This window comes from Paraburkholderia caffeinilytica (genome assembly GCF_003368325.1).
Classification (GTDB): domain Bacteria; phylum Pseudomonadota; class Gammaproteobacteria; order Burkholderiales; family Burkholderiaceae; genus Paraburkholderia; species Paraburkholderia caffeinilytica.
On the sequence record NZ_CP031466.1, the window covers coordinates 576,572 to 594,972 of the forward strand.

General features: G+C 63.2%; 18 protein-coding genes. 13 read left to right on the forward strand and 5 right to left on the reverse strand.

All coding sequences use genetic code 11. From position 1 onward, the window contains the following. The first annotated feature begins 8 nt into the window (after positions 1-8). A complete protein-coding gene (gene ppk2 / locus DSC91_RS02595) occupies positions 9-935 on the forward strand; it encodes a polyphosphate kinase 2 (RefSeq protein WP_115776690.1) in 927 nt (308 codons plus the stop codon). 104 nt (positions 936-1,039) lie between these two features. On the opposite strand, the gene DSC91_RS02600 is transcribed toward ppk2, so the two are convergent. Next, positions 1,040-2,626, reverse strand: a complete 1,587-nt coding sequence (locus DSC91_RS02600; RefSeq protein ID WP_115776691.1) for an inorganic phosphate transporter — start codon at positions 2,624-2,626, stop codon at positions 1,040-1,042. Positions 2,627-3,058: 432 nt separating this feature from the next. Here DSC91_RS02600 and DSC91_RS02605 point away from each other — a divergent pair, with 432 nt between their 5' ends. After that, positions 3,059-3,934, forward strand: a complete 876-nt coding sequence (locus tag DSC91_RS02605; protein ID WP_115776692.1) for a CHAD domain-containing protein — start codon at positions 3,059-3,061, stop codon at positions 3,932-3,934. Positions 3,935-3,952: 18 nt separating this feature from the next. Here DSC91_RS02605 and DSC91_RS02610 read toward each other — a convergent pair whose 3' ends face one another. Continuing rightward, positions 3,953-4,990, reverse strand: a complete 1,038-nt coding sequence (locus DSC91_RS02610; protein WP_115776693.1) for a VTT domain-containing protein — start codon at positions 4,988-4,990, stop codon at positions 3,953-3,955. 343 nt (positions 4,991-5,333) lie between these two features. On the opposite strand from DSC91_RS02610, the gene DSC91_RS02615 reads away from it, so the two are divergent. Next, positions 5,334-6,239, forward strand: a complete 906-nt coding sequence (locus DSC91_RS02615) for a DMT family transporter (RefSeq protein ID WP_115776694.1) — start codon at positions 5,334-5,336, stop codon at positions 6,237-6,239. Positions 6,240-6,431: 192 nt separating this feature from the next. Here the strand turns inward: DSC91_RS02615 and folE are convergent, their stop codons facing one another. Next, positions 6,432-7,070 (reverse strand): GTP cyclohydrolase I FolE, encoded by a 639-nt coding sequence (gene folE / locus DSC91_RS02620; RefSeq protein WP_115776695.1) that lies wholly within the window; start codon positions 7,068-7,070, stop codon positions 6,432-6,434. A 124-nt stretch (positions 7,071-7,194) separates the two neighbouring features. Then, complete coding sequence (locus DSC91_RS02625) at positions 7,195-8,124, reverse strand: LysR family transcriptional regulator (protein WP_115776696.1); 930 nt, start codon at positions 8,122-8,124, stop codon at positions 7,195-7,197. A gap of 734 nt (positions 8,125-8,858) precedes the next feature. On the opposite strand from DSC91_RS02625, the gene DSC91_RS02630 reads away from it, so the two are divergent. From DSC91_RS02630 to pcaC, 6 genes are all read left to right on the forward strand, one after another. After that, positions 8,859-9,563 carry a 3-oxoacid CoA-transferase subunit A gene (locus tag DSC91_RS02630; protein WP_115776697.1) on the forward strand — a complete coding sequence of 235 codons (705 nt, stop codon included), beginning with the start codon at positions 8,859-8,861 and terminating at the stop codon, positions 9,561-9,563. 10 nt (positions 9,564-9,573) lie between these two features. Further along, entirely contained in the window at positions 9,574-10,233 is a 660-nt protein-coding gene (locus DSC91_RS02635; RefSeq protein WP_115776698.1) for a 3-oxoacid CoA-transferase subunit B, read from the forward strand. 58 nt (positions 10,234-10,291) lie between these two features. Further along, positions 10,292-10,606, forward strand: coding sequence for a hypothetical protein (locus DSC91_RS37320; RefSeq protein WP_162831320.1), 315 nt, complete (start codon positions 10,292-10,294; stop codon positions 10,604-10,606). Positions 10,607-10,682: 76 nt separating this feature from the next. Then, a complete protein-coding gene (locus DSC91_RS02645; RefSeq protein ID WP_115776700.1) occupies positions 10,683-12,062 on the forward strand; it encodes a 3-carboxy-cis,cis-muconate cycloisomerase in 1,380 nt (459 codons plus the stop codon). Between the two features lie 5 nt (positions 12,063-12,067). Continuing rightward, complete coding sequence (pcaD, locus tag DSC91_RS02650) at positions 12,068-12,859, forward strand: 3-oxoadipate enol-lactonase (protein ID WP_115776701.1); 792 nt, start codon at positions 12,068-12,070, stop codon at positions 12,857-12,859. Beyond that, a complete protein-coding gene (pcaC, locus tag DSC91_RS02655; RefSeq protein WP_115776702.1) occupies positions 12,856-13,254 on the forward strand; it encodes a 4-carboxymuconolactone decarboxylase in 399 nt (132 codons plus the stop codon). Before pcaD ends, pcaC begins: the two co-directional genes overlap by 4 nt. A gap of 159 nt (positions 13,255-13,413) precedes the next feature. Here pcaC and DSC91_RS02660 read toward each other — a convergent pair whose 3' ends face one another. Beyond that, a complete protein-coding gene (locus tag DSC91_RS02660) occupies positions 13,414-14,115 on the reverse strand; it encodes a TetR family transcriptional regulator (RefSeq protein ID WP_115779654.1) in 702 nt (233 codons plus the stop codon). 392 nt (positions 14,116-14,507) lie between these two features. Between DSC91_RS02660 and DSC91_RS02665 the strand changes: the two genes are divergently transcribed. The 4 genes from DSC91_RS02665 (at position 14,508) to DSC91_RS02680 (ending at position 18,389) form a co-directional block, all read left to right on the forward strand. Further along, positions 14,508-16,115, forward strand: a complete 1,608-nt coding sequence (locus tag DSC91_RS02665; protein WP_115776703.1) for a 6-hydroxynicotinate reductase — start codon at positions 14,508-14,510, stop codon at positions 16,113-16,115. Positions 16,116-16,176: 61 nt separating this feature from the next. Further along, positions 16,177-17,118, forward strand: coding sequence for a UPF0280 family protein (locus DSC91_RS02670; RefSeq protein ID WP_115779655.1), 942 nt, complete (start codon positions 16,177-16,179; stop codon positions 17,116-17,118). After that, positions 17,094-17,684, forward strand: a complete 591-nt coding sequence (locus tag DSC91_RS02675; RefSeq protein WP_115776704.1) for an amino acid synthesis family protein — start codon at positions 17,094-17,096, stop codon at positions 17,682-17,684. Before DSC91_RS02670 ends, DSC91_RS02675 begins: the two co-directional genes overlap by 25 nt. Positions 17,685-17,804: 120 nt before the next feature. Next, positions 17,805-18,389, forward strand: a complete 585-nt coding sequence (locus tag DSC91_RS02680; RefSeq protein WP_054043300.1) for an amino acid synthesis family protein — start codon at positions 17,805-17,807, stop codon at positions 18,387-18,389. Positions 18,390-18,401 lie beyond the last annotated feature (12 nt).

Consider the following 18,401-nt stretch of genomic DNA (forward strand, 5'->3'; position numbering starts at 1 on the left):
GAGTCGCAATGAAAGAGCTGGATCCGAGACCCGAGGCCGAAGTCATGGCAGAACGGCAACGCCGTTTCGAGGAGGACCTCATCGATGCGTACGACGAGGAACTCGAAATGGAGGTCGACGACCGTATCATCGACGGCGCGGACGGCTTCACGCCCGAGCATCGCGAGGCGCGCAAGATGTACTTCCGCGAGTTGTTCCGTTTGCAGGGCGAGCTTGTCAAACTGCAGGACTGGATCGTGCAGACCGGCCATCGGCTCGTGGTGATTTTCGAAGGACGCGACGCGGCCGGCAAGGGCGGCGCGATCAAGCGCATCACGCAGCGGCTCAACCCGCGCGTGTGCCGCGTGGCGGCGTTGCCGGCGCCGAACAATCGTGAACGCACGCAATGGTATTTCCAGCGTTACGTGTCGCATCTGCCGGCCGGCGGCGAAATGGTGCTGTTCGACCGCAGCTGGTACAACCGCGCGGGCGTGGAACGTGTGATGAATTTTTGCAGCGACGACGAGTACGAAGAGTTTTTCCGCTCGGTGCCGGAATTCGAAAAGATGCTGGTGCGCAGCGGTGTGCAGATTCTCAAATACTGGTTTTCGATCACGGACGAAGAACAGGAAATCCGCTTTCAGAACCGCATCCACGATCCGCTGAAGCAGTGGAAGCTGAGTCCAATGGATCTGGAAAGCCGGCGCCGCTGGGAAGCCTATACGCAGGCGAAAGAAGTCATGCTGCAGCGTTCCCACATTCCCGAGGCGCCGTGGTGGGTCGTGCAGGCCGTCGACAAGAAGCGCGCGCGCCTGAACTGCATTCACCATCTGCTGAGCCAGGTGCCGTATCACGAGGTCGAGCATTCGCGCGTCGAGTTGCCCGCCCGGGTCCATCACGACGAATACAGCCGCCAACCGGTGCCGTCGGAGATGATCGTGCCCGAAGTGTATTGATCGATCGCTGGTTCGGTGAGATCAAAAAAAGCGCGGCAAGGCCGCGCTTTTTTGTTTCGCCGCCGCTGCCGGGTTTGCTCCCGGCAGCCGTGGTTTCAGCCGTTTCAGAACACCATCCGGAACAGCCAGTACAAGCCTCCGGCCAGCGCGATCGAGACCGGCAGCGTCAGCACCCACGCGAGGATCAGGCTGCGCACGGTGCCCCATTGCAAGCCGGAACCGTTGGCCGCCATGGTGCCGGCCACGCCTGAGGACAGCACGTGCGTCGTCGAGACCGGCAAGCCGTACATGTCGGCCGCGCCGATCGTCAGCATCGCCACCACTTCCGCCGACGCGCCCTGTCCGTAGGTCAGATGCTGCTTGCCGATCTTCTCGCCAACGGTGACCACGATGCGCTTCCATCCGACCATTGTGCCGAGACCCAGGGCGATGGCCACGGCGACCTTCACCCACGTCGGAATGAACTTGGTGGCGTGATCGGTTTGCGCCCTGAAGTTGTCGATCGCCTTGGCGTCCGCCGGCGCGAAGGCCGGCTGCTTGGCCTTCGCCATCAGCCGGATTGCTTCGGACGTGACGTACATGTTGTTGCGCACGTTATCGACGATGTCTTGCGGCACGGATGAGATCGATCCGGACTCGCCGACCTGCTTGCCGATCAGATCGGTCAGTTGCACCAGGGCCGGCAAGGTGGCGGGCGTCAATTGACGCGTGCGCACGTACGCTTCGACATCGGCGCGCGGATTGGCTGACGGCGCCGCGCCCTGGGTGTACTTGGCAAGCGTGGCCGAAGCCTGATGGGCGACCGCGAGGTAGGTCTGCGTTTCCGCCGGCGTGACCGCCTTGTTCAGCGCATAGGCCGTCGGCACCGTGCCGATCAGGATCAGCATGATGAGCCCCATGCCTTTCTGCCCGTCGTTCGAGCCGTGCGCGAACGAAACGCCCGTGCAGGTCAGAATCAGCAGGCTGCGAATCCAGAACGGCGGCGGTTCCTTGCCTTTAGGCTCGGCATACAACGCGGGGACCCGCACCACCGCCTTCAGGATCAGCAGCAGCAAGCCGGCGGCGAGAAAACCGACCAGCGGCGAAAACAGCAGCGATTTGCCGACGCCGAGCGCCTGATTCCAGTCCACGCCGCTCGTACCGTTGGCGCCGTGCAACATCTGATTCATCAGACCGACGCCGATGATCGAGCCGATCAGCGTATGCGAGCTCGACGACGGCAACCCGAAATACCAGGTGCCCAGATTCCAGATGATCGCCGCGATCAACAGGGCGAAGACCATTGCGAAGCCCGCGCTGCTGCCCACTTGCAGAATCAGTTCGACGGGCAGGAGCTGCAGAATGCCGAACGCGACCGCGCCCGTTGAAGTAAGCACGCCGAGGAAATTCCATCCCCCGGACCAGACCACCGCGATGTTCGGTGCGAGCGAATGCGTATAGATCACCGTGGCGACTGCGTTGGCCGTGTCATGAAAGCCGTTGACGAATTCGAAGCCGAGCGCGATCACGAGCGCAATGCCGAGCAGCAGGTAGGGCAAAAACGACGCTTCGCGAACCGGTTGCAAATCGTCGGCCAGATGCATGGCGCAATAAGCAGCGCCGATCGCAATCACAACGAGGAAGACGATCAGGCCGATACTGCGCCCCTTTCCACTTGCAGCGCCCGGTTGTGGGTACGAAAGTTCCGGCATGGCATGAGCCCCAAAAGTTTGTCGCGGAACTGCCGATCCTGCTGTGCCTATATGTCGCAATGATGACAATGGCGTGACCGTTATGCGGGACGGCGTTCGCGGAAAGGTAAGTACAGATTGGCGGTACAGGAAAGGCTGCCGCCTGCGCGGCGGCGTGAAACGATAAGCGCTCCGAAAAGAACTATGCGCGCAACTGTGGCAAGGCAGCCTAGCAGATTTTCCGGCTTGACTGCCGCCAAGATCGTGTTCAAACAGACAGACATGCGTGCACGCGCGAGACTAAGGCGGCCACGACGTGCGGCGCATTGCGCTCCATGCAATGCGCATTTTTTTGCAGTGATCCTCGTGCAGTTTAGGCGACGCGCCGCCGGATATCCACCGGGACCTTTTTTTGCTAGGCTGACACAAAAGGTGCCTTCAGAAGGACGTCCGATGAAGCGAGCGAGCCGGAAAATCGACAAACAGGCTGCGGACAGCAAGCCGGCCGGCGCGGACGCGCAACCGTCGGCGGAGGCGGCCTTTGCGTCGTACGCCGCGCCTCTCGTCGATGAGGCGATCGAACACGCCGACGCGGTGCGCGAAGACGCGTCGCCGGAAGCGCTGCACAAATTGCGCGTCTCGCTGCGGCGGTTGCGCTCGTTGTGGTGGGCGTTCGAACCCTTGCTGGACAAAGGTGAGAACACGCGCCAGCGGGCGCTGTATAAATATCTGGCGACGGCAGCCGGCAAGACGCGCGATTGGGACATTCTGATCGAACTGATCGCACAGAACGAGCGCATTGCGCACGAGATGGCGCCGAAGCTCCAGGCGGCGCGCGGCGGCGCGCTGGCAACGAGCCGTGAAACGCTGTCGAACGCGGACGTCAAGCATCTGCTGCAAGACGCACTGACCAGCGCCAACAAGGAATTGAACATGGCCCATGAGCGCGTGCCGCTGCAAAAATTCGTCGACAGACGCGTGGCCGTTTCCGAACGTTCGCTGAATAAACGCATAAAACGCGCGTCGCACGCGAAGCGCTCCAACTACACCGCATTTCACGACGTCAGGAAGGCGGGAAAAAAAGTGCGTTATCTGCTCGAGTTTTTCGAGCCGGTTCTCAGCGGCAGCCACAAACGTATCCTGAAGCGGTTAAAGCAGATTCAGAAGCGTTTCGGTACGCTGAACGATATTGTCGCGAGCGAGATGCTGCTGCGCGACAATGCGAGCTTGCTGGCCGGGTCCAGCGATACGGATGCAGCGCTGGATTGGTTCAGGAAGGAGCGCAAGCGCCGGATGCGCGCGGCGGCGGGACTGTTGCGCAAACTGTGATGCGGCTGCCTCGCTGCTTTAGCTGCGCCGGGGAGCGAACCCGCGCAGCGTCACCGTGCCAGGTACTTCACCGTACTGCTTGGGTGGGCGTTTTCGGGCGACCGGGGCGTCCACTTGCTCGAGCGGTTCGACGGGGAACCCGCGCCTTTGCCAGGCGTCGAGGCCGCCCCTCAGTGCGCGAATCCGCGTGTAGCCGCTCAGGCGCATCCGTTGCGAGATCTCGACCGCGGTCGCGCTGTCAGGGCAAATGCAGTAAATCACCGTGTCATGGACGAGCAGCGCGCCATCGATCTGCTCAGGCGAGTGCGGGTCGAGCGCCTGCACACCGGGAATGGGTCGCGGCGCTTCGTCAGCCGATGCGGATGGGCGGGCATCCAGGATTTTGGGCGGCGTGATGCGGCGCCATCCACCGGGTGTCGCATGCAACGCAGTCGCGGAGGCCGCATCCGCGAAACGGCGTCGTTCGCGGCGTCGCTGCTGCAGGCGGTACAGCAGATAGGCCAACGCCGCCGCCAGCAGGACGTCGACTACCGTGCCGCCACGCGCTTTGACGAACGCGAGCAGCATATGCAACTGTCTTTCCGCCGCGGCGCCGCCGAGTAGCCAGAAGGTGGCCCACATCGACGCGCCGGCGAGGTCCCACATGGCGTAGATGCGGCTGTCCACTGCGGTCGTGCCCATGAGCGGCGGAGTGATGAGCCCGAGTCCGGGGACGAACTTCGAGATCGAGACGAGCGCCACGCCGAAACGCTCGAATAGCGAGCGGGCCTTGTCGACTCTGGAATCGACGGCTGGCGAGATGCGGCCGAGCGCGGCGATCAGTTTGCGGCCATAGATGCGGCCGGCGGCGAACCATGTACCGTCGCCGATAAGCGCGCCAAGCACGGCGGCGAACAGGATTGTCCAGAAAGACAATGTGCCGGCGGCAATCGCCGAGCCCGCGAGGAGCAGCACGGGGACAGCGGGGATCGGCAGGCCGAGCCGTGTCAACAGGACGTTCACAAAAACGAACACGCCGCCCCAGGTCGACACTGCTGACGACGGAAACTCTACCAATTGCGGAACTCCTGTTGTGACGGTTGGGCGCGTACTGCGGCGGGCGTTTGTCTTGCCGGGCCGCAAAGGGTGTTCGCGGGGGCGTTTGTCTACGCGCGCGTTCGGTTCGCGTCCAAGGGGATCCCGTTTCGATCAGGATACTCGATGGACCTGGGTACGGCGCCGGGATGTCGTACCTGAGCACAAGTCCGATTCGCGCCGGCATGACATGAAGCCGCCCGCCTGTTCGACCTGACGGTACGCCTCGTCCCTTTGACCGGCGCCTTTTCTGCAATTTCGTTCAAGACCGCGCATGTTCGCCGCCGCTAATGTGTCTGCTCGTTCAACGGAACAGGACAGCAGTATGAACTCACGGTACATCGGATACCTGTTTTGCGCGCTGGCGATGATCGGAGTCGGCAGCACGGTTGTCGTCAGCAAATCGATTGCAAGCGGATTGCCGCCGTTCAGCGCGACCGCATTGCGTTTTGCCATCGCGTTTCCCCTGTTTGCGCTGGTGATGCGCTGGCGTGGCGTGCGCTGGCCACGTCTCGACCGGCACGATACGTTGCTCGTGATCGCCCAGGCGGGGGCGGGCAGCGTCGGCTATACGGTGTTGCTCATCAGTGGCATGAAGCTCGCCTCGGCCGCCGATGCAGGCGTGATTGCCGGCACCCTGCCGGCGGTGTCGGCCGTGGTCGCCATGCTCGCGCTGGGTGAGCGCCCCGCGCCCGCGTTGATCGGGGCGATCGGCCTCGCCACGCTGGGCGTGCTGGTGTGCACCGTGCGCGTCGACGATTTCACCGCGCCGCATGCGGCCAGCTCGCTGGCGGGCAACGCGCTGGTGTTCGCGGCGATCGTCTGCGAGGCGCTCTTTATCCTGCTCAATCGCAAGTTGCACTCGACGGTTGCGCCGCTGCCGCTATCGGCGTTGATGTGCGGTATCGGTTTCGCGGTGGCGCTCGTGCCGGCATGTTTCGAGAGACCCTGGAGTATGCCGTTCAATGCGGACGCCATGACCGGTGTGCTGTACTACGCGCTTGTGCCGACCGTGGCGGGTTTCGTTCTCTGGTATGCGGGGGCTGCGCGCATCAGCGGCGCGGAAGCCGGGCTCATGACCGCGCTCGTGCCGGTGAGCGCGGTGGCGTTGGCCGCTGTCGTGTTGCGGGAGTCTGTGAGTGCGGCGCAACTTGCGGGTGTTGCATGCGTGCTTGGCGCCGTGTTGCTGGCCACCTTCGGCCAGATGCGTACCGCGCCCGGCACGGCGTGAGGCAGCGGCCTGCGGGCAGCGCGCTGCGGTTCGCCGCGGCGGCATGAAACCAGGCCGGATGAGGCAGCGCAGCAGCCTCGGTCGCAGGATGCAGCGCAGCAGCCTCAGTCACAGAATGCAGCGCGAAGCCAGCCGGCGTGCAGTGGCGGCGGACGCCGCTGCAGCCTGATTCACGGTTCGACCAAACCGCTATTAAGTATTGGGAATGGCCACCACGCCCGGATTGCCCACGATCGACAAAAACTCGCGGCGCGTCGACGGATCGGTGCGGAACGTACCCAGCATGCGCGAGGTGACCATCGTGACACCGGCCTTGTGCACGCCCCGGGTGGACATGCACTGATGCGCGGCTTCGAGAATCACGCCGACGCCTGCCGGTTGCAGCACGTCGTTCAGCGTATCGGCGATCTGCACGGTCATCTTTTCCTGGATCTGCAGACGCTTGGCGAACGCATCGACGAGGCGCGCCAGCTTCGAAATGCCGACCACCCGATGCCCAGGAAGATACGCAACGTGCGCCCGCCCGATGATCGGCACCATGTGGTGTTCGCAATAACTTTCGAAGCGGATATCTTTCAGCACGATCATTTCGTCGTAGCCGTCCACTTCGGAAAAGGTGCGGGCGAGGATCTCGCGCGGATCGATCTGATAACCCGCGTAGAACTCCTCATAGGAGCGCACCACGCGAGATGGCGTATCGATCAGGCCTTCGCGCTCGGGATTGTCGCCGGCCCAACGCAGCAGCACGCGTACCGCTGCTTCAGCTTCTTCGCGGCTGGGGCGCTCCGCCGCGGCCCCGGGTTTGGTTTTCTTTGCTTTGCTGCTGGCCATCCGTCGCTCCTCTGGAATTGCGCGTCGGCGCTCAACGGAGCGCGCGGGTTCAATGAGTGCGGCCATTGTTCCATGTTTTGCGCCGCATCGTGCCGATGCCCCCTCTCGCGGTCGGGGCGTGGACTTACTTGGGCCACTCGTCCATATCGTCGTTGAAGAGCTCGGCGACGATGCCGCGCAGCCAGCTCCCCCGCGGATCGTTATGAAACTTGCGATGCCAATGCTGCCGCAGATCGAAGCGCGGCAACGGCAGCGGCGGCTCGACCAGCGTGATCGACGCATGCTCCGACACGTACGCGAAGCCGATGGCGTGCGGCACCGTCGCGATCAGGTCGGTGCGCGCGAGGATGAACGGCAGACTCATGAAGTGTGGCGTTTCGAGTACGGCGCGGCGCTTGATGCGCTTCTTTTCCAGAAAATGTTCGAGGACTTCCTGGCTGCGCCCTTCGGCACGCACGACGGCGTGGCCCGACGCCACGTACTGAGGCAGTGTGAGGGGGGCCTTCGCGAGGGGGTGCCCCGTGCGCATCAGGCAGATGAATCGATGGGTGAAGAGCCGCTGCTGGAAGAAGTTATTGCCTGACAGATCGGGGAAATAACCCACGGCGAGATCGACGTCGCCCGATTCGAGTCCGCGTTCCACATGTGAGGGCGAGAGCGACACCGAGCGCAGATTCGCATGGGGCGCGCGTTCGGCGAAGAGTTGCAGAAGCCGCGGCAGGAAGACGATTTCGCCGACGTCGGAGAGCGCGATGGAGAAGGTATGGGTGCTGGTGGCCGGATCGAAGTCCTGCACGTCGAGCATGCCTTTTTCGATACGCAGAAGCGCGTCGCGGGCGGCGGGGAGGATGGCCAGCGCGCGCGGCGTGGGCTCCATGCCTTTCGATGTTCGAACGAAGAGCGGATCGTCGAAGTATTCCCGCAGGCGGCCTAGCGCGGTGCTGACGCGGGGTTGGCTGACGCCGAGTTGTTCCGCTGCGCGGCTGACATTACGCGTGTCCTCCATTGCGACCAGGTAGGGGATCAGGTTTAGATCTAGGTTTGTGTCGGACATGCTGCTTTTTTTGCCTGCGGCGCTTGGGGGTTTGGGTATTCGGGATGTGGATAAAGGGTAGTTTAATAATCTTGGTTTGGGATAGTGTGTTTTTTTGCCTGTGCGGCGTTTTGTTTGTCTGGGTGCGTGTGGTGTGGGTCTTTTTTGTTTGCTTACGGCGTTGGCTTTTTCTTGATTTGCTTGCCTGTTTTGTGGTCTTTTTCTGTGGGCTTACGGTGTTGGGCTTTCCTTGATCTGGATTTGGTGCCTTTCCTTGATTTGCTAATAGACCACTAACAATACAAGGAAAGGCCAACGCCGCGAGCACAGGACCAGAACCTCGGATCAAGGAAAGGCCAACGCCGCAGACACACACCCCGAACCCCAGATCAAGGAAAGCCCAACGCCGCAGGCAAAACAAACAAAAAGCACCGCGCAAGGCAAACAGATCAAAAAAAGCTACCGTTCAGGAAAGCCAGAACCCATCCTGCCGGGCAGGCAAAAAAACCTATGATTAAGGGCAATCCCCAGCCTTGACAACCTGCCCAAAGGGCAACCATAATCCGCTGAACGTTCGCTAAACGAATCCATGTTCACATAACGAACAATTCGAAGGCGAACAAACCAAAGGCGCCAGCCCGCACCTCCAATCGGCGAGCCGCCGCCAGCACCGGCCTGGAGACCGTCCCGCACAAGCCTTTGCCTGCAAAGGCCAAAAGCCTGTCGGCACGCAGCGCCTCAAAAGGAAATTCGACATGATCAACAAGATTTTCGAGTCACTTCAATCGGCGGTTGCCGATGTCCACGACGGCGCGACCGTCATGATCGGTGGCTTCGGCACGGCCGGCATGCCGTCCGAACTGATCGACGCGCTCATCGAACAGGGCTCGCGCGAACTCACCATCGTCAACAACAACGCCGGGAATGGCGACATCGGCCTCGCGGCGCTGCTCAAAGCCAAACGCGTGCGCAAAATCATCTGCTCGTTCCCGCGTCAAACCGATTCGTATGTGTTCGACGCGCTCTATCGCGCCGGCGAAATCGAACTCGAGCTGGTTCCGCAAGGCAACCTCGCGGAACGCATTCGTGCAGCAGGCGCGGGTATCGGCGGTTTCTTCACGCCTACCGGCTATGGCACCAAGCTCGCCGAAGGCAAGGAAACCCGTTTGATCGACGGCAAGCATTACGTGCTGGAGTCGCCGCTGCATGCGGACTTCGCGCTGATCAAGGCGTTCAAGGGCGATCGCTGGGGCAATCTGGTCTACCGCAAGACCGCGCGCAACTTCGGCCCGATCATGGCGAGCGCGGCGAAAACGGCCATCGTGCAGGTGTCGAAAGTGGTGCCGCTCGGTGAACTCGATCCGGAAAACATCGTGACGCCTGGCATCTTCGTGCAACGCGTGGTCGAAGTGCCGCAAGCTGTGCATCAAGCCGAGCTTGCATCCGTGACCGCCGCCTGAGGAGACCGACATGAAAAAACTGACCCGCGATGAAATGGCCAAGCGCGTTGCCCAGGATATCCCTGAAGGCGCTTTCGTGAACCTCGGCATCGGCGTGCCCACGCTGGTGGCCAACCACCTCGCTGCCGACAAGGAGATTTTCCTGCACAGCGAAAACGGCCTGCTCGGCATGGGCCCGGCACCCGCAAAAGGTGAGGAAGACGACGAACTGATTAACGCCGGCAAGCAGCACGTCACGCTGCTCACGGGCGGCGCGTACTTCCATCACGCGGATTCGTTCGCGATGATGCGCGGCGGCCATCTGGATTTCTGCGTGCTCGGCGCGTTCCAGGTGTCGGCGAAGGGCGATCTGGCGAACTGGCACACCGGCGCGCCCGACGCGATTCCGGCTGTCGGCGGCGCCATGGATCTCGCCATCGGCGCGAAGCAGGTCTACGTGATGATGGAGCACCTGACCAAGCAGGGCGAAAGCAAGATCGCGGCGGAATGCTCGTACCCGGTCACGGGCGTGAACTGCGTCAACCGCATCTATACCGATCTGGCGATGATCGACGTCACCGACCAGGGCCTCGTGGTGCGCGAGATCTTCTCGGACATCGACTTCGATGCGCTGCACAAACTGACCGGCGTGCCGTTGATCGACGGCACTCAGGCGGCTCGCGCAGCTTAAGCACAGGCGCGGCAGCCGTCTGCGCGAAGGTTCGCAGCGAAGTCAAACGCTTTCCGTCGTGTCGTTGATCGGCGGCACTCAGGTGGCTCGTGCAGCCTACGTCCAGACGCGCCGCCGTCCGCACGAAGGCTCGCGCGCGGTCGAATACTTGCAAGCCGAAGCCGAAGCCGAAGCCGAAGCCGAAGCCGAAGCCGAAGCCGAAGCCGAAGCTCACACCGCGCAAGCGTGCCGCCGCCCCTGTCAGAACGCGCTCAAACCGATGCCAGGGCGCGACGCCAGAGTGCGACGCCAAGGTGAATACGGCGAGCCGTCGCAGCAGCATTCGGCACACAATGCGCCGCAACGCCGTGTGCGGTACGCTCTCGATAGATAGCGCCAGGGGCGCAGCTCGCAGCGCGTCCAGATCGCGCCGCGAAATCCTCACTTCCGATCTCATTATCGACGTCATCATGCTCGACTCCAGCGCCCGTCTGACCGGCCTTCTTTGCGGCACGCAACCGATGAACGACATCTGGGCGCCGCGTGCCACGCTGCAGCGGATGCTCGACGTCGAAGCGGCGCTCGCGCGTGCCTCAGCGGCACATAACGTGATTCCGCCCAGCGCCGTGGCCGCGATCGAGGCCGCCTGCCAGGCCGATCAACTCGACGCCGCGGCACTCGCACGCGACGCGGCGCTCGGCGGCAACCTCGCGATTCCCCTCGTCAAACAACTCACCGCGCGCGTCAAGGCGGCGGATGCGGAAGCGTCGAAGTACGTCCATTGGGGCGCGACAAGCCAGGACATCATCGATACGGCAACGGTGCTGCAGCTGCGCGACACCTTCGATCTGCTCGACAGCGGCTTGCAAGCCACATGCGATGCCGTGGCGAAACTCGCGGCGACCCATCGCGCGACGCCGATGATCGGCCGCACCTGGTTGCAGCAGGCGCTGCCCATCACGCTCGGCCTGAAATTCGCGCAATGGCTCGACGCGTTGCTGCGTCATCGTGAGCGGCTCGATGCGTTGCGTGCGCGTGTGCTGGTGCTGCAATTCGGCGGCGCGGCGGGCACGCTGGCGAGCCTGCGTGACGCGGCGCCACAAGTGACGCAATCATTGGCGCAAGAGCTCTGGCTCGCTGTGCCCACCTTGCCGTGGCACACGCAGCGCGATCGCATCGCTGAAACCGCGGCGCTGTTCGGCATGCTGATCGGGACACTCGGCAAGATCGCGCGCGATATTTCCCTGCAGATGCAAACCGAAATCGACGAACTGGCCGAGCCCGCCGCGGCAGGCAAGGGCGGTTCGTCGACGATGCCGCACAAGCGCAACCCGGTCGGCTGCGCGGCGGTGCTGACGGCGGCGACACGCGCACCGGGGCTGGTGGCCACGGTGTTTGCCGGCATGGTGCAGGAGCACGAGCGCGCGCTCGGCGGCTGGCAAGCCGAGTGGGACGCGCTGCCGGACCTCGCTCGCCTTGCAGGCGGAGCGCTTGCCAACATCGAGCAGATCGCCACGGGTCTCAACGTGAACGTCCCGCGCCTTGCCGCGAATCTCGATGTCACGCACGGTTTGATTCTCGGCGAAGCGGTGATGCTCGCGCTCGGCGACAGCATCGGCCGGCTCGATGCGCATCATCTGGTCGAGCGCGCATCGAAAGCCGCAATCGCCGAGCGCAAGACGCTCTTCGACGTGCTCTCGGCGGACCCCGCCGTAACCGAACATCTTTCGCTCGAGCGCCTCACGCAACTGCTCGATCCCGCTCAATACGTCGGCCAGGCGCACGCTTATGTGGACGCCGCGCTGGCCCTTCATCACGCGCGCGCGAGGCGCGCCACTTCCAAGGAGTAACCGGCATGCCCTACGCCGCAGTCAACGGTACTGAGCTGCACTATCGAATCGACGGTGACCGTCACGGCAATGCACCGTGGATCGTGTTGTCGAATTCGCTCGGCAGCGATCTGTCGATGTGGACGCCGCAAGTCGCGGCGCTGTCCCGGCACTTCCGCGTGCTGCGCTACGACACGCGCGGTCATGGTCACTCGGAAGCGCCGAAGGGTCCTTATACGATCGAACAACTGACCGGCGACGTGCTCGGCCTGATGGATACGCTGAAGATCGCGCGCGCGAATTTCTGCGGCGTGTCGATGGGCGGCCTCACGGGCGTCGCGCTGGCCGCGCGTCATTCGAATCGTCTCGAGCGCGTCGTGCTGAGCAATACGGCGGCGCGCATCGGTTCGCCGGAAGTGTGGGTGCCGCGCGCGGCCAAAGCCCGCACCGAAGGCATGCTCGCGCTGGCGGACGCGGTCTTGCCGCGCTGGTTCACCGCCGACTACATTGAGCGTGAGCCGGTGGTGCTGGCAATGATCCGCGACGTGTTCGTGCACACCGACAAGGAAGGCTACGCATCGAACTGCGATGCCATCGACGCCACCGATCTGCGCCCCGAAGCCCCCGGCATCAAGGTGCCTGCGCTGGTGATCAGCGGCACGCACGATCTGGCCGCAACGCCGGCTCAAGGCCGCGAACTGGCGCAAGCGATTCCGGGCGCGCGTTATGTCGAACTGGACGCCTCGCATATTTCCAACATCGAGAAGGCTGAAATCTTCACGAAGACCGTGCTCGACTTCCTGACGGAGCAGAAATGAACGACGAAGACCGCTACGAAGCCGGACTCGGGGTGCGGCGCGCAGTGCTGGGCAGCGCGCACGTCGACCGGTCGCTCGCGAACCGCACCGAGTTGACGGAGGAGTTCCAGAACTTCATCACCCGCTACGCATGGGGCGAAATCTGGACGCGTGAGGGCTTGCCGCGTCATACGCGCAGCCTGCTGACCATTGCGATGATGGTGGCGCTCAATCGCAGCGAAGAGCTCGCACTGCACTTGCGCGCCGCGAAGAACAACGGCGTGACGCGTGAGCAGATCAAGGAAGTGCTGCTGCAAACCGCAATCTATTGCGGCGTGCCGGCAGCCAATTCGGCGTTCCATCTGGCCGATAAGCTGTTCCGCGAAGACGACGCCGCGGCAGCGGCAAAGTCATAACGACGTCGCGGCGCTGGCTCGGCGTCTCGCCGAGCCAGCGCATTCGCCGTATGCCAGGACCTTGCACCGTCCCGCGGATCTTGCCTCCCACCTCCCGTCCGAAAGAAACAGCCCAAAGCGCGATGCGCAGCCTGAAGCGTACGTCAGACGAAACGCGCTTCAGGCGATCCTGCTTTCATTCATCGCTGCCGTGTCCGCCGGCAACTGCAAGCGCACCGCGCGCAACACCGTATCCTTGATGACTTCGCGCCAATGCGCGAGTGCGGCCTTGTCCATCAGCGGTTCACCGAGAAACGCGCCCAGCGTGTACTGATTGGCGTTATAGAAATAACCGAGCGACGCGATCATCAAATACACGTCACGCGCTTTGACGTCGGCACGAAAGACGTGTTGCGCCTTGCCCGCGTCCAGCAACTTCTGCACGACCGAAATCGCGTAGCCCGAAATCTCCTTCAGCTTTGAGGATTTCTTTGCGTGCTTGCCCTGATGCAGATTCTCGCTCGACAGCAGGGTGACGAACTCGGGGTGATCGAGGTAATACTGCCAGACGAATTCGACCATCTGCTCGAGGCCGTGCACGGGATCGTCCAGATCGAGATCGAGCTTGCTTTCGGCCTCGTTGAACTGTGTGTAGATCGTCTCCAGAACTTCGACAAACAACTGTTCCTTGCTGCCGAAGTAGTAATAGATCATCCGGTCGTGCGAACGCGCGGCCTTCGAGATACTTTCGACCCGGCCGCTTGCATAGCCTTGCTTGGCAAAGACCTTGATTGCCGCTTTGAGAATCTTGGCGCGCGTGTCTTGCGCCTGCTTCGCTCGGATGCCGATAGCGCCCGGCTTGCGGGCGGCAGTGGGACTCATGGCGGTCTCGGATCTCTTTGTTAGCGTCAGGTTGAACGGCATGCGCGGCAGCCGCCTGGTGCGCTCAGGTAGGGCGCGCCTTCATCATACAGCCGCTGTCACGCGCGACGAAATGCTCTGCAAGCTCATGGGCTTCAGCGTAGATTGAATCGTGATTCCCGAAAGGATGCCGCGCCGCAGCATTCAGACGCGGCCGGGAAACTACCGGGAAACTCGTTGCGCAGTCTATTTTGATCGAGTAGATTTCAAGCAAGTTTGGTGTAGTGGATGCTACACGAACGGTGAGTGGCTGCAACATGGAAAAACATGGGCCACGCAAAAGTCCCTTCAAACAGGGGCTATTTGTCAGCCGGGCAGGACCGATTGTAATGTCGTCGTATGGAAACCCCACCATGACAGAGCATACGAAGGTCGATTTCGGTGCGGAGCGCGTCGACGGCGAAACCGCCTCGACGCCGGGTCCGACCGTGCTCGAGAAAGCGGCGCCGCGCAGCGAGCGGATGGCGTCGAACAAGATCGAATGCAATGCGTGCCCGGTGTTGTGCCAGATTTCCGAAGGCCGCACCGGCGCATGCGATCGTTATGCGAATGCGGATGGCCGGCTGATTCGCGTCGACCCTGTGGTGTTTCTTTCGCGCGCCGCGGGTTCGCCTGAAGCGATCGCAGGCAATGCGGATACCACGGTCGAATTTGGTGCGTCGTCCGAGGTGCACGATCCCGCCGCGGAACAGGCGCTGTTCGTCACCGGCGTTGGCGCGTCGTCCACCTATCCCGACTACAAGCCCGCGCCTTTCATCGTCTCCTCGAAACTCGACGACGTCGACATGGTCACCGTCGTCACCGAGGGCATTTTCAGTTATTGCAGCTTCAAGGTGAAGATCGATACCGACCGCTTTCTTGGGCCGGAGCAATCGAATGTGCGCTGCCATGGCGAGATCGTCGGCCATGTGACCACGGCGGAATACGGCTCGCAGATGCTGAGCCTCGGCGGTGTTCATCATCTGACGGGCGGCAGCAAGAAGGAAGGCCGCGTGACGTGCGACATGATGCTCGCGCTCGGCAACAAGGAAGCGGTGGAATTGACCATCGACGGCGGTGCGAGTCTGGTGATTCGCGCGGGCGCGGCGCCGATTGTCGACGGCGTGGAAGAGCAGCGCATGCGGGTGGGCTGCGGGTCGGCCACCATCGGTATCTTTGCCAAACAGTGGTTCGGTCATGTCGACGAAGTGGTGGTGGTCGACGACCACATCACCGGTGTGCTCACCGAACACCAGGCGGGCCGTTGCCTCGGCATGACGCGCTCAGGTCTGAAGATTCGCGGACGCAAATCGACGCCCGGCCGCTACTTCCAGGTGGCGAATCCGGGCATCGGTTGGGGCGGCACCGACATTCAGGACCCGCTGGCGATCGTCGAAGGCTTCGATCCGGCGGCGGCGAAACCGGGCATGCGCCTGCTGATGGTGTCGACCACCGGCGAACACGCGCAGTGGTATGAACTCGATCAGGACCTCGTGCCGCGCATCGCCGCCATGCCGGACGCCGTGCGCCGCACGGTCGAACGAATCGGCGAAAACTGCGAGCCGTCGCTTGCTACGGTGCTGTTTCTCGGCGGCGCGGGCGGCAGCCTGCGTGCGGGGGCAACGGAGAACCCGGTCCTGCTCACTCGCGCGATCAAACAGAAACGGGTGAACGTAACATGCGGCGGCGCGCCAGCCTATGTGTGGCCGGGCGGCGGCATCACCGTGATGGTGGATGTCTCGCGCATGCCCGATCGATCGTTCGGCAGCGTGCCCACGCCCGCGATCGTCGCGCCGATCGAATTCACCATGACGTATGACGCGTATCGCGATCTCGGCGGTCATCTCGACGCGGTGCGCTCACTGGAAAGCGTGCTGGCGAATGGACCGGAGCATACGGAAGGCGCACCGCTCGCGCGCAGGACGCTCGCGCGTCATCCCGACAACCCGTGGCCGCCGGCCATGCCGCCCATGCCAGGCTGACGGCGACGTCATCATCGGCACCACCACCGGCACAATCGACACGACGCACGCGACGCACACGATGAACGCAACCCGAACCCGGCTCGACGCGACCCGCTGGCATTGGCAGCATGGTCCGATCGATCTGATCCTCAGCGCGGACGGCGAGCCCTCGGCGGTGCAGGCCGCTTACGAGGCATGCTGGGCGCGCTTTGTGGACGTGTTGCCCGAGTTGGTCGGCGAGTTGAAGCTGCTTCGGCAGCCTGTGCCGAGCGATGCGGCGCATGGCGATTGCGTATTGAAAGGCGCCGTGGCCCGCCGCATGTGGCGTGCATGTCATCCGCACCGCGCGCGCTATATCACGCCGATGGCGGCCGTTGCAGGCAGCGTCGCGGACGAATTGATCGCGGCGTTCGCGCGCGAAGGCATCTCGCGCGCCTTCATCAACAACGGCGGCGACATCGCGCTTCATTTGACGGAAGGACAGCAGTACCGGGTGGGCGTATTCGCCGATCTGGCGATGTTCTCCAGTGAGAAGGCGTCAGGCGGTCTGGCTCTGGACGCAAACCTGACGCTCGACGCCGCCATGCCGATTCGCGGCGTCGCGACCAGCGGCTGGCGGGGCCGCAGCTTCAGCCTGGGGATCGCCGACAGCGTGACCGTGCTCGCCCGCCACGCCGCCACCGCCGATGCCGCCGCGACGATGATCGCCAACGCGGTCAATCTGGACCATGCGGGTATCGTGCGCAGGCCGGCTTCCTCGTTGAAGGACGATAGCGATCTCGGCGACCTGCTCGTGACTGTCGACGTGCCGCCCTTGCCGCAACCGCTGATCGATTTCGCGCTGGCACGCGGCGTCGACGCGGCGCAGCGTTTGCACGAACAAGGTTTGATCGAAGGCGCCGCACTGTTCCTGCAAGGCGAGGCGCGCGTGACCGGTGGTACTGATCGGAATGGCGCGCTGTTTGCGCAGCGCACCCGCATAATAACGGAGGCTCCGTGTTCGAAATACGCCGCGTGCTGACGCACGTCGAAGACATTTTCCACGAGTTCGGCCCCGCACCCGCGCAGCCGCTCAGGCGCGGCGCGATTGCCGCGGTGATGACGAATCCGTTCGCCGGCCGCTACGAAGCCAGAATCGAGGCGGCCATGGAAGCGCTCAAGCCGATCGGCCTCGACATGGCGCAACGGCTGCTGGCGGCGATGGCCGTGCCGCACGCGTCGATCGAAAGTTACGGCAAGGGCGCGATCGTCGGTTCGCGCGGCGAGCTCGAGCATGGCGCGTTGTGGCATGTTCCCGGCGGCTATGCGATGCGCGAACTGCTGGAGAAAAACGGCGTGCCGACCAACGCGATCGTGCCGTCGACGAAGAAGGTCGGCGCACCGTCCACCGCGCTCGACGTGCCGCTGACGCATGTCAATGCAAGCTACGTGCGCAGCCATTTCGACGCGATCGAAGTGCGTGTGCCCGGCGCACCCGCCGCGGATGAACTGGTGGTCATCCTCGTGATGAGCACGGGCCAGCGCGTGCACGCGCGCGTCGGCGGGCTGGCGAAAGAGGCGATTGTGGGCAAGGACGGCTTGCGCTGAGCGGCGCCCGATTCACGCAACGCGCCGAAGCGTCGAACTGAAACAATGAGTTGAAGCACTGTGCTGAAGCAATAAGCTGAAGCAGTCAGGCACAACACGCATCGAAACCCGGAGATCGAAATGGCAATCAAGCTTCGCAAGCTGGTCGTGCAGGTCGATGAAACGCGCATTGAAATGGGGCAGGCCATCGAGCCGCCGACACGTCGTGCAGTCGCGATTGCGGTGATCGATAATCCCTACGCGGGCCGCTATGAAGCGAAGCTGGACGCGCTGATCGAAGCCGGTGAAGAACTGGGTGCGTTGCTCGGCAACAAGTGTGTGGAAGCGCTCGGCATCAAGCCGGGCGACGCGCAAAGCTACGGCAAGGCGGCGATCGTCGGCGAGGCGGGCGAGCTCGAGCATGCGGCGGCGATTCTGCATCCCAAGCTCGGCGCGCCGTTGCGGGTCGCGGTCGAAAAAGGCGCGGCACTGGTGCCCTCGGCGAAAAAAATGGGTACGCTCGGTACCGCGATCGACGTGCCGCTGGGTCACAAGGACGCCGCCTTCGTGCGCAGCCATTTCGATGCAATCGAAGCGCGCGTGTCGGACGCGCCGCGCGCGAATGAAATTGTCGTGGCGGTCGCGGTGACGGCCTCGGGCCGGCCCTTACCGCGTATCGGCGGCTTGCAGGTGAGTGAGATCAAAGGCGAAGACGGTTTGCGCTGAGTTACTTTAAGG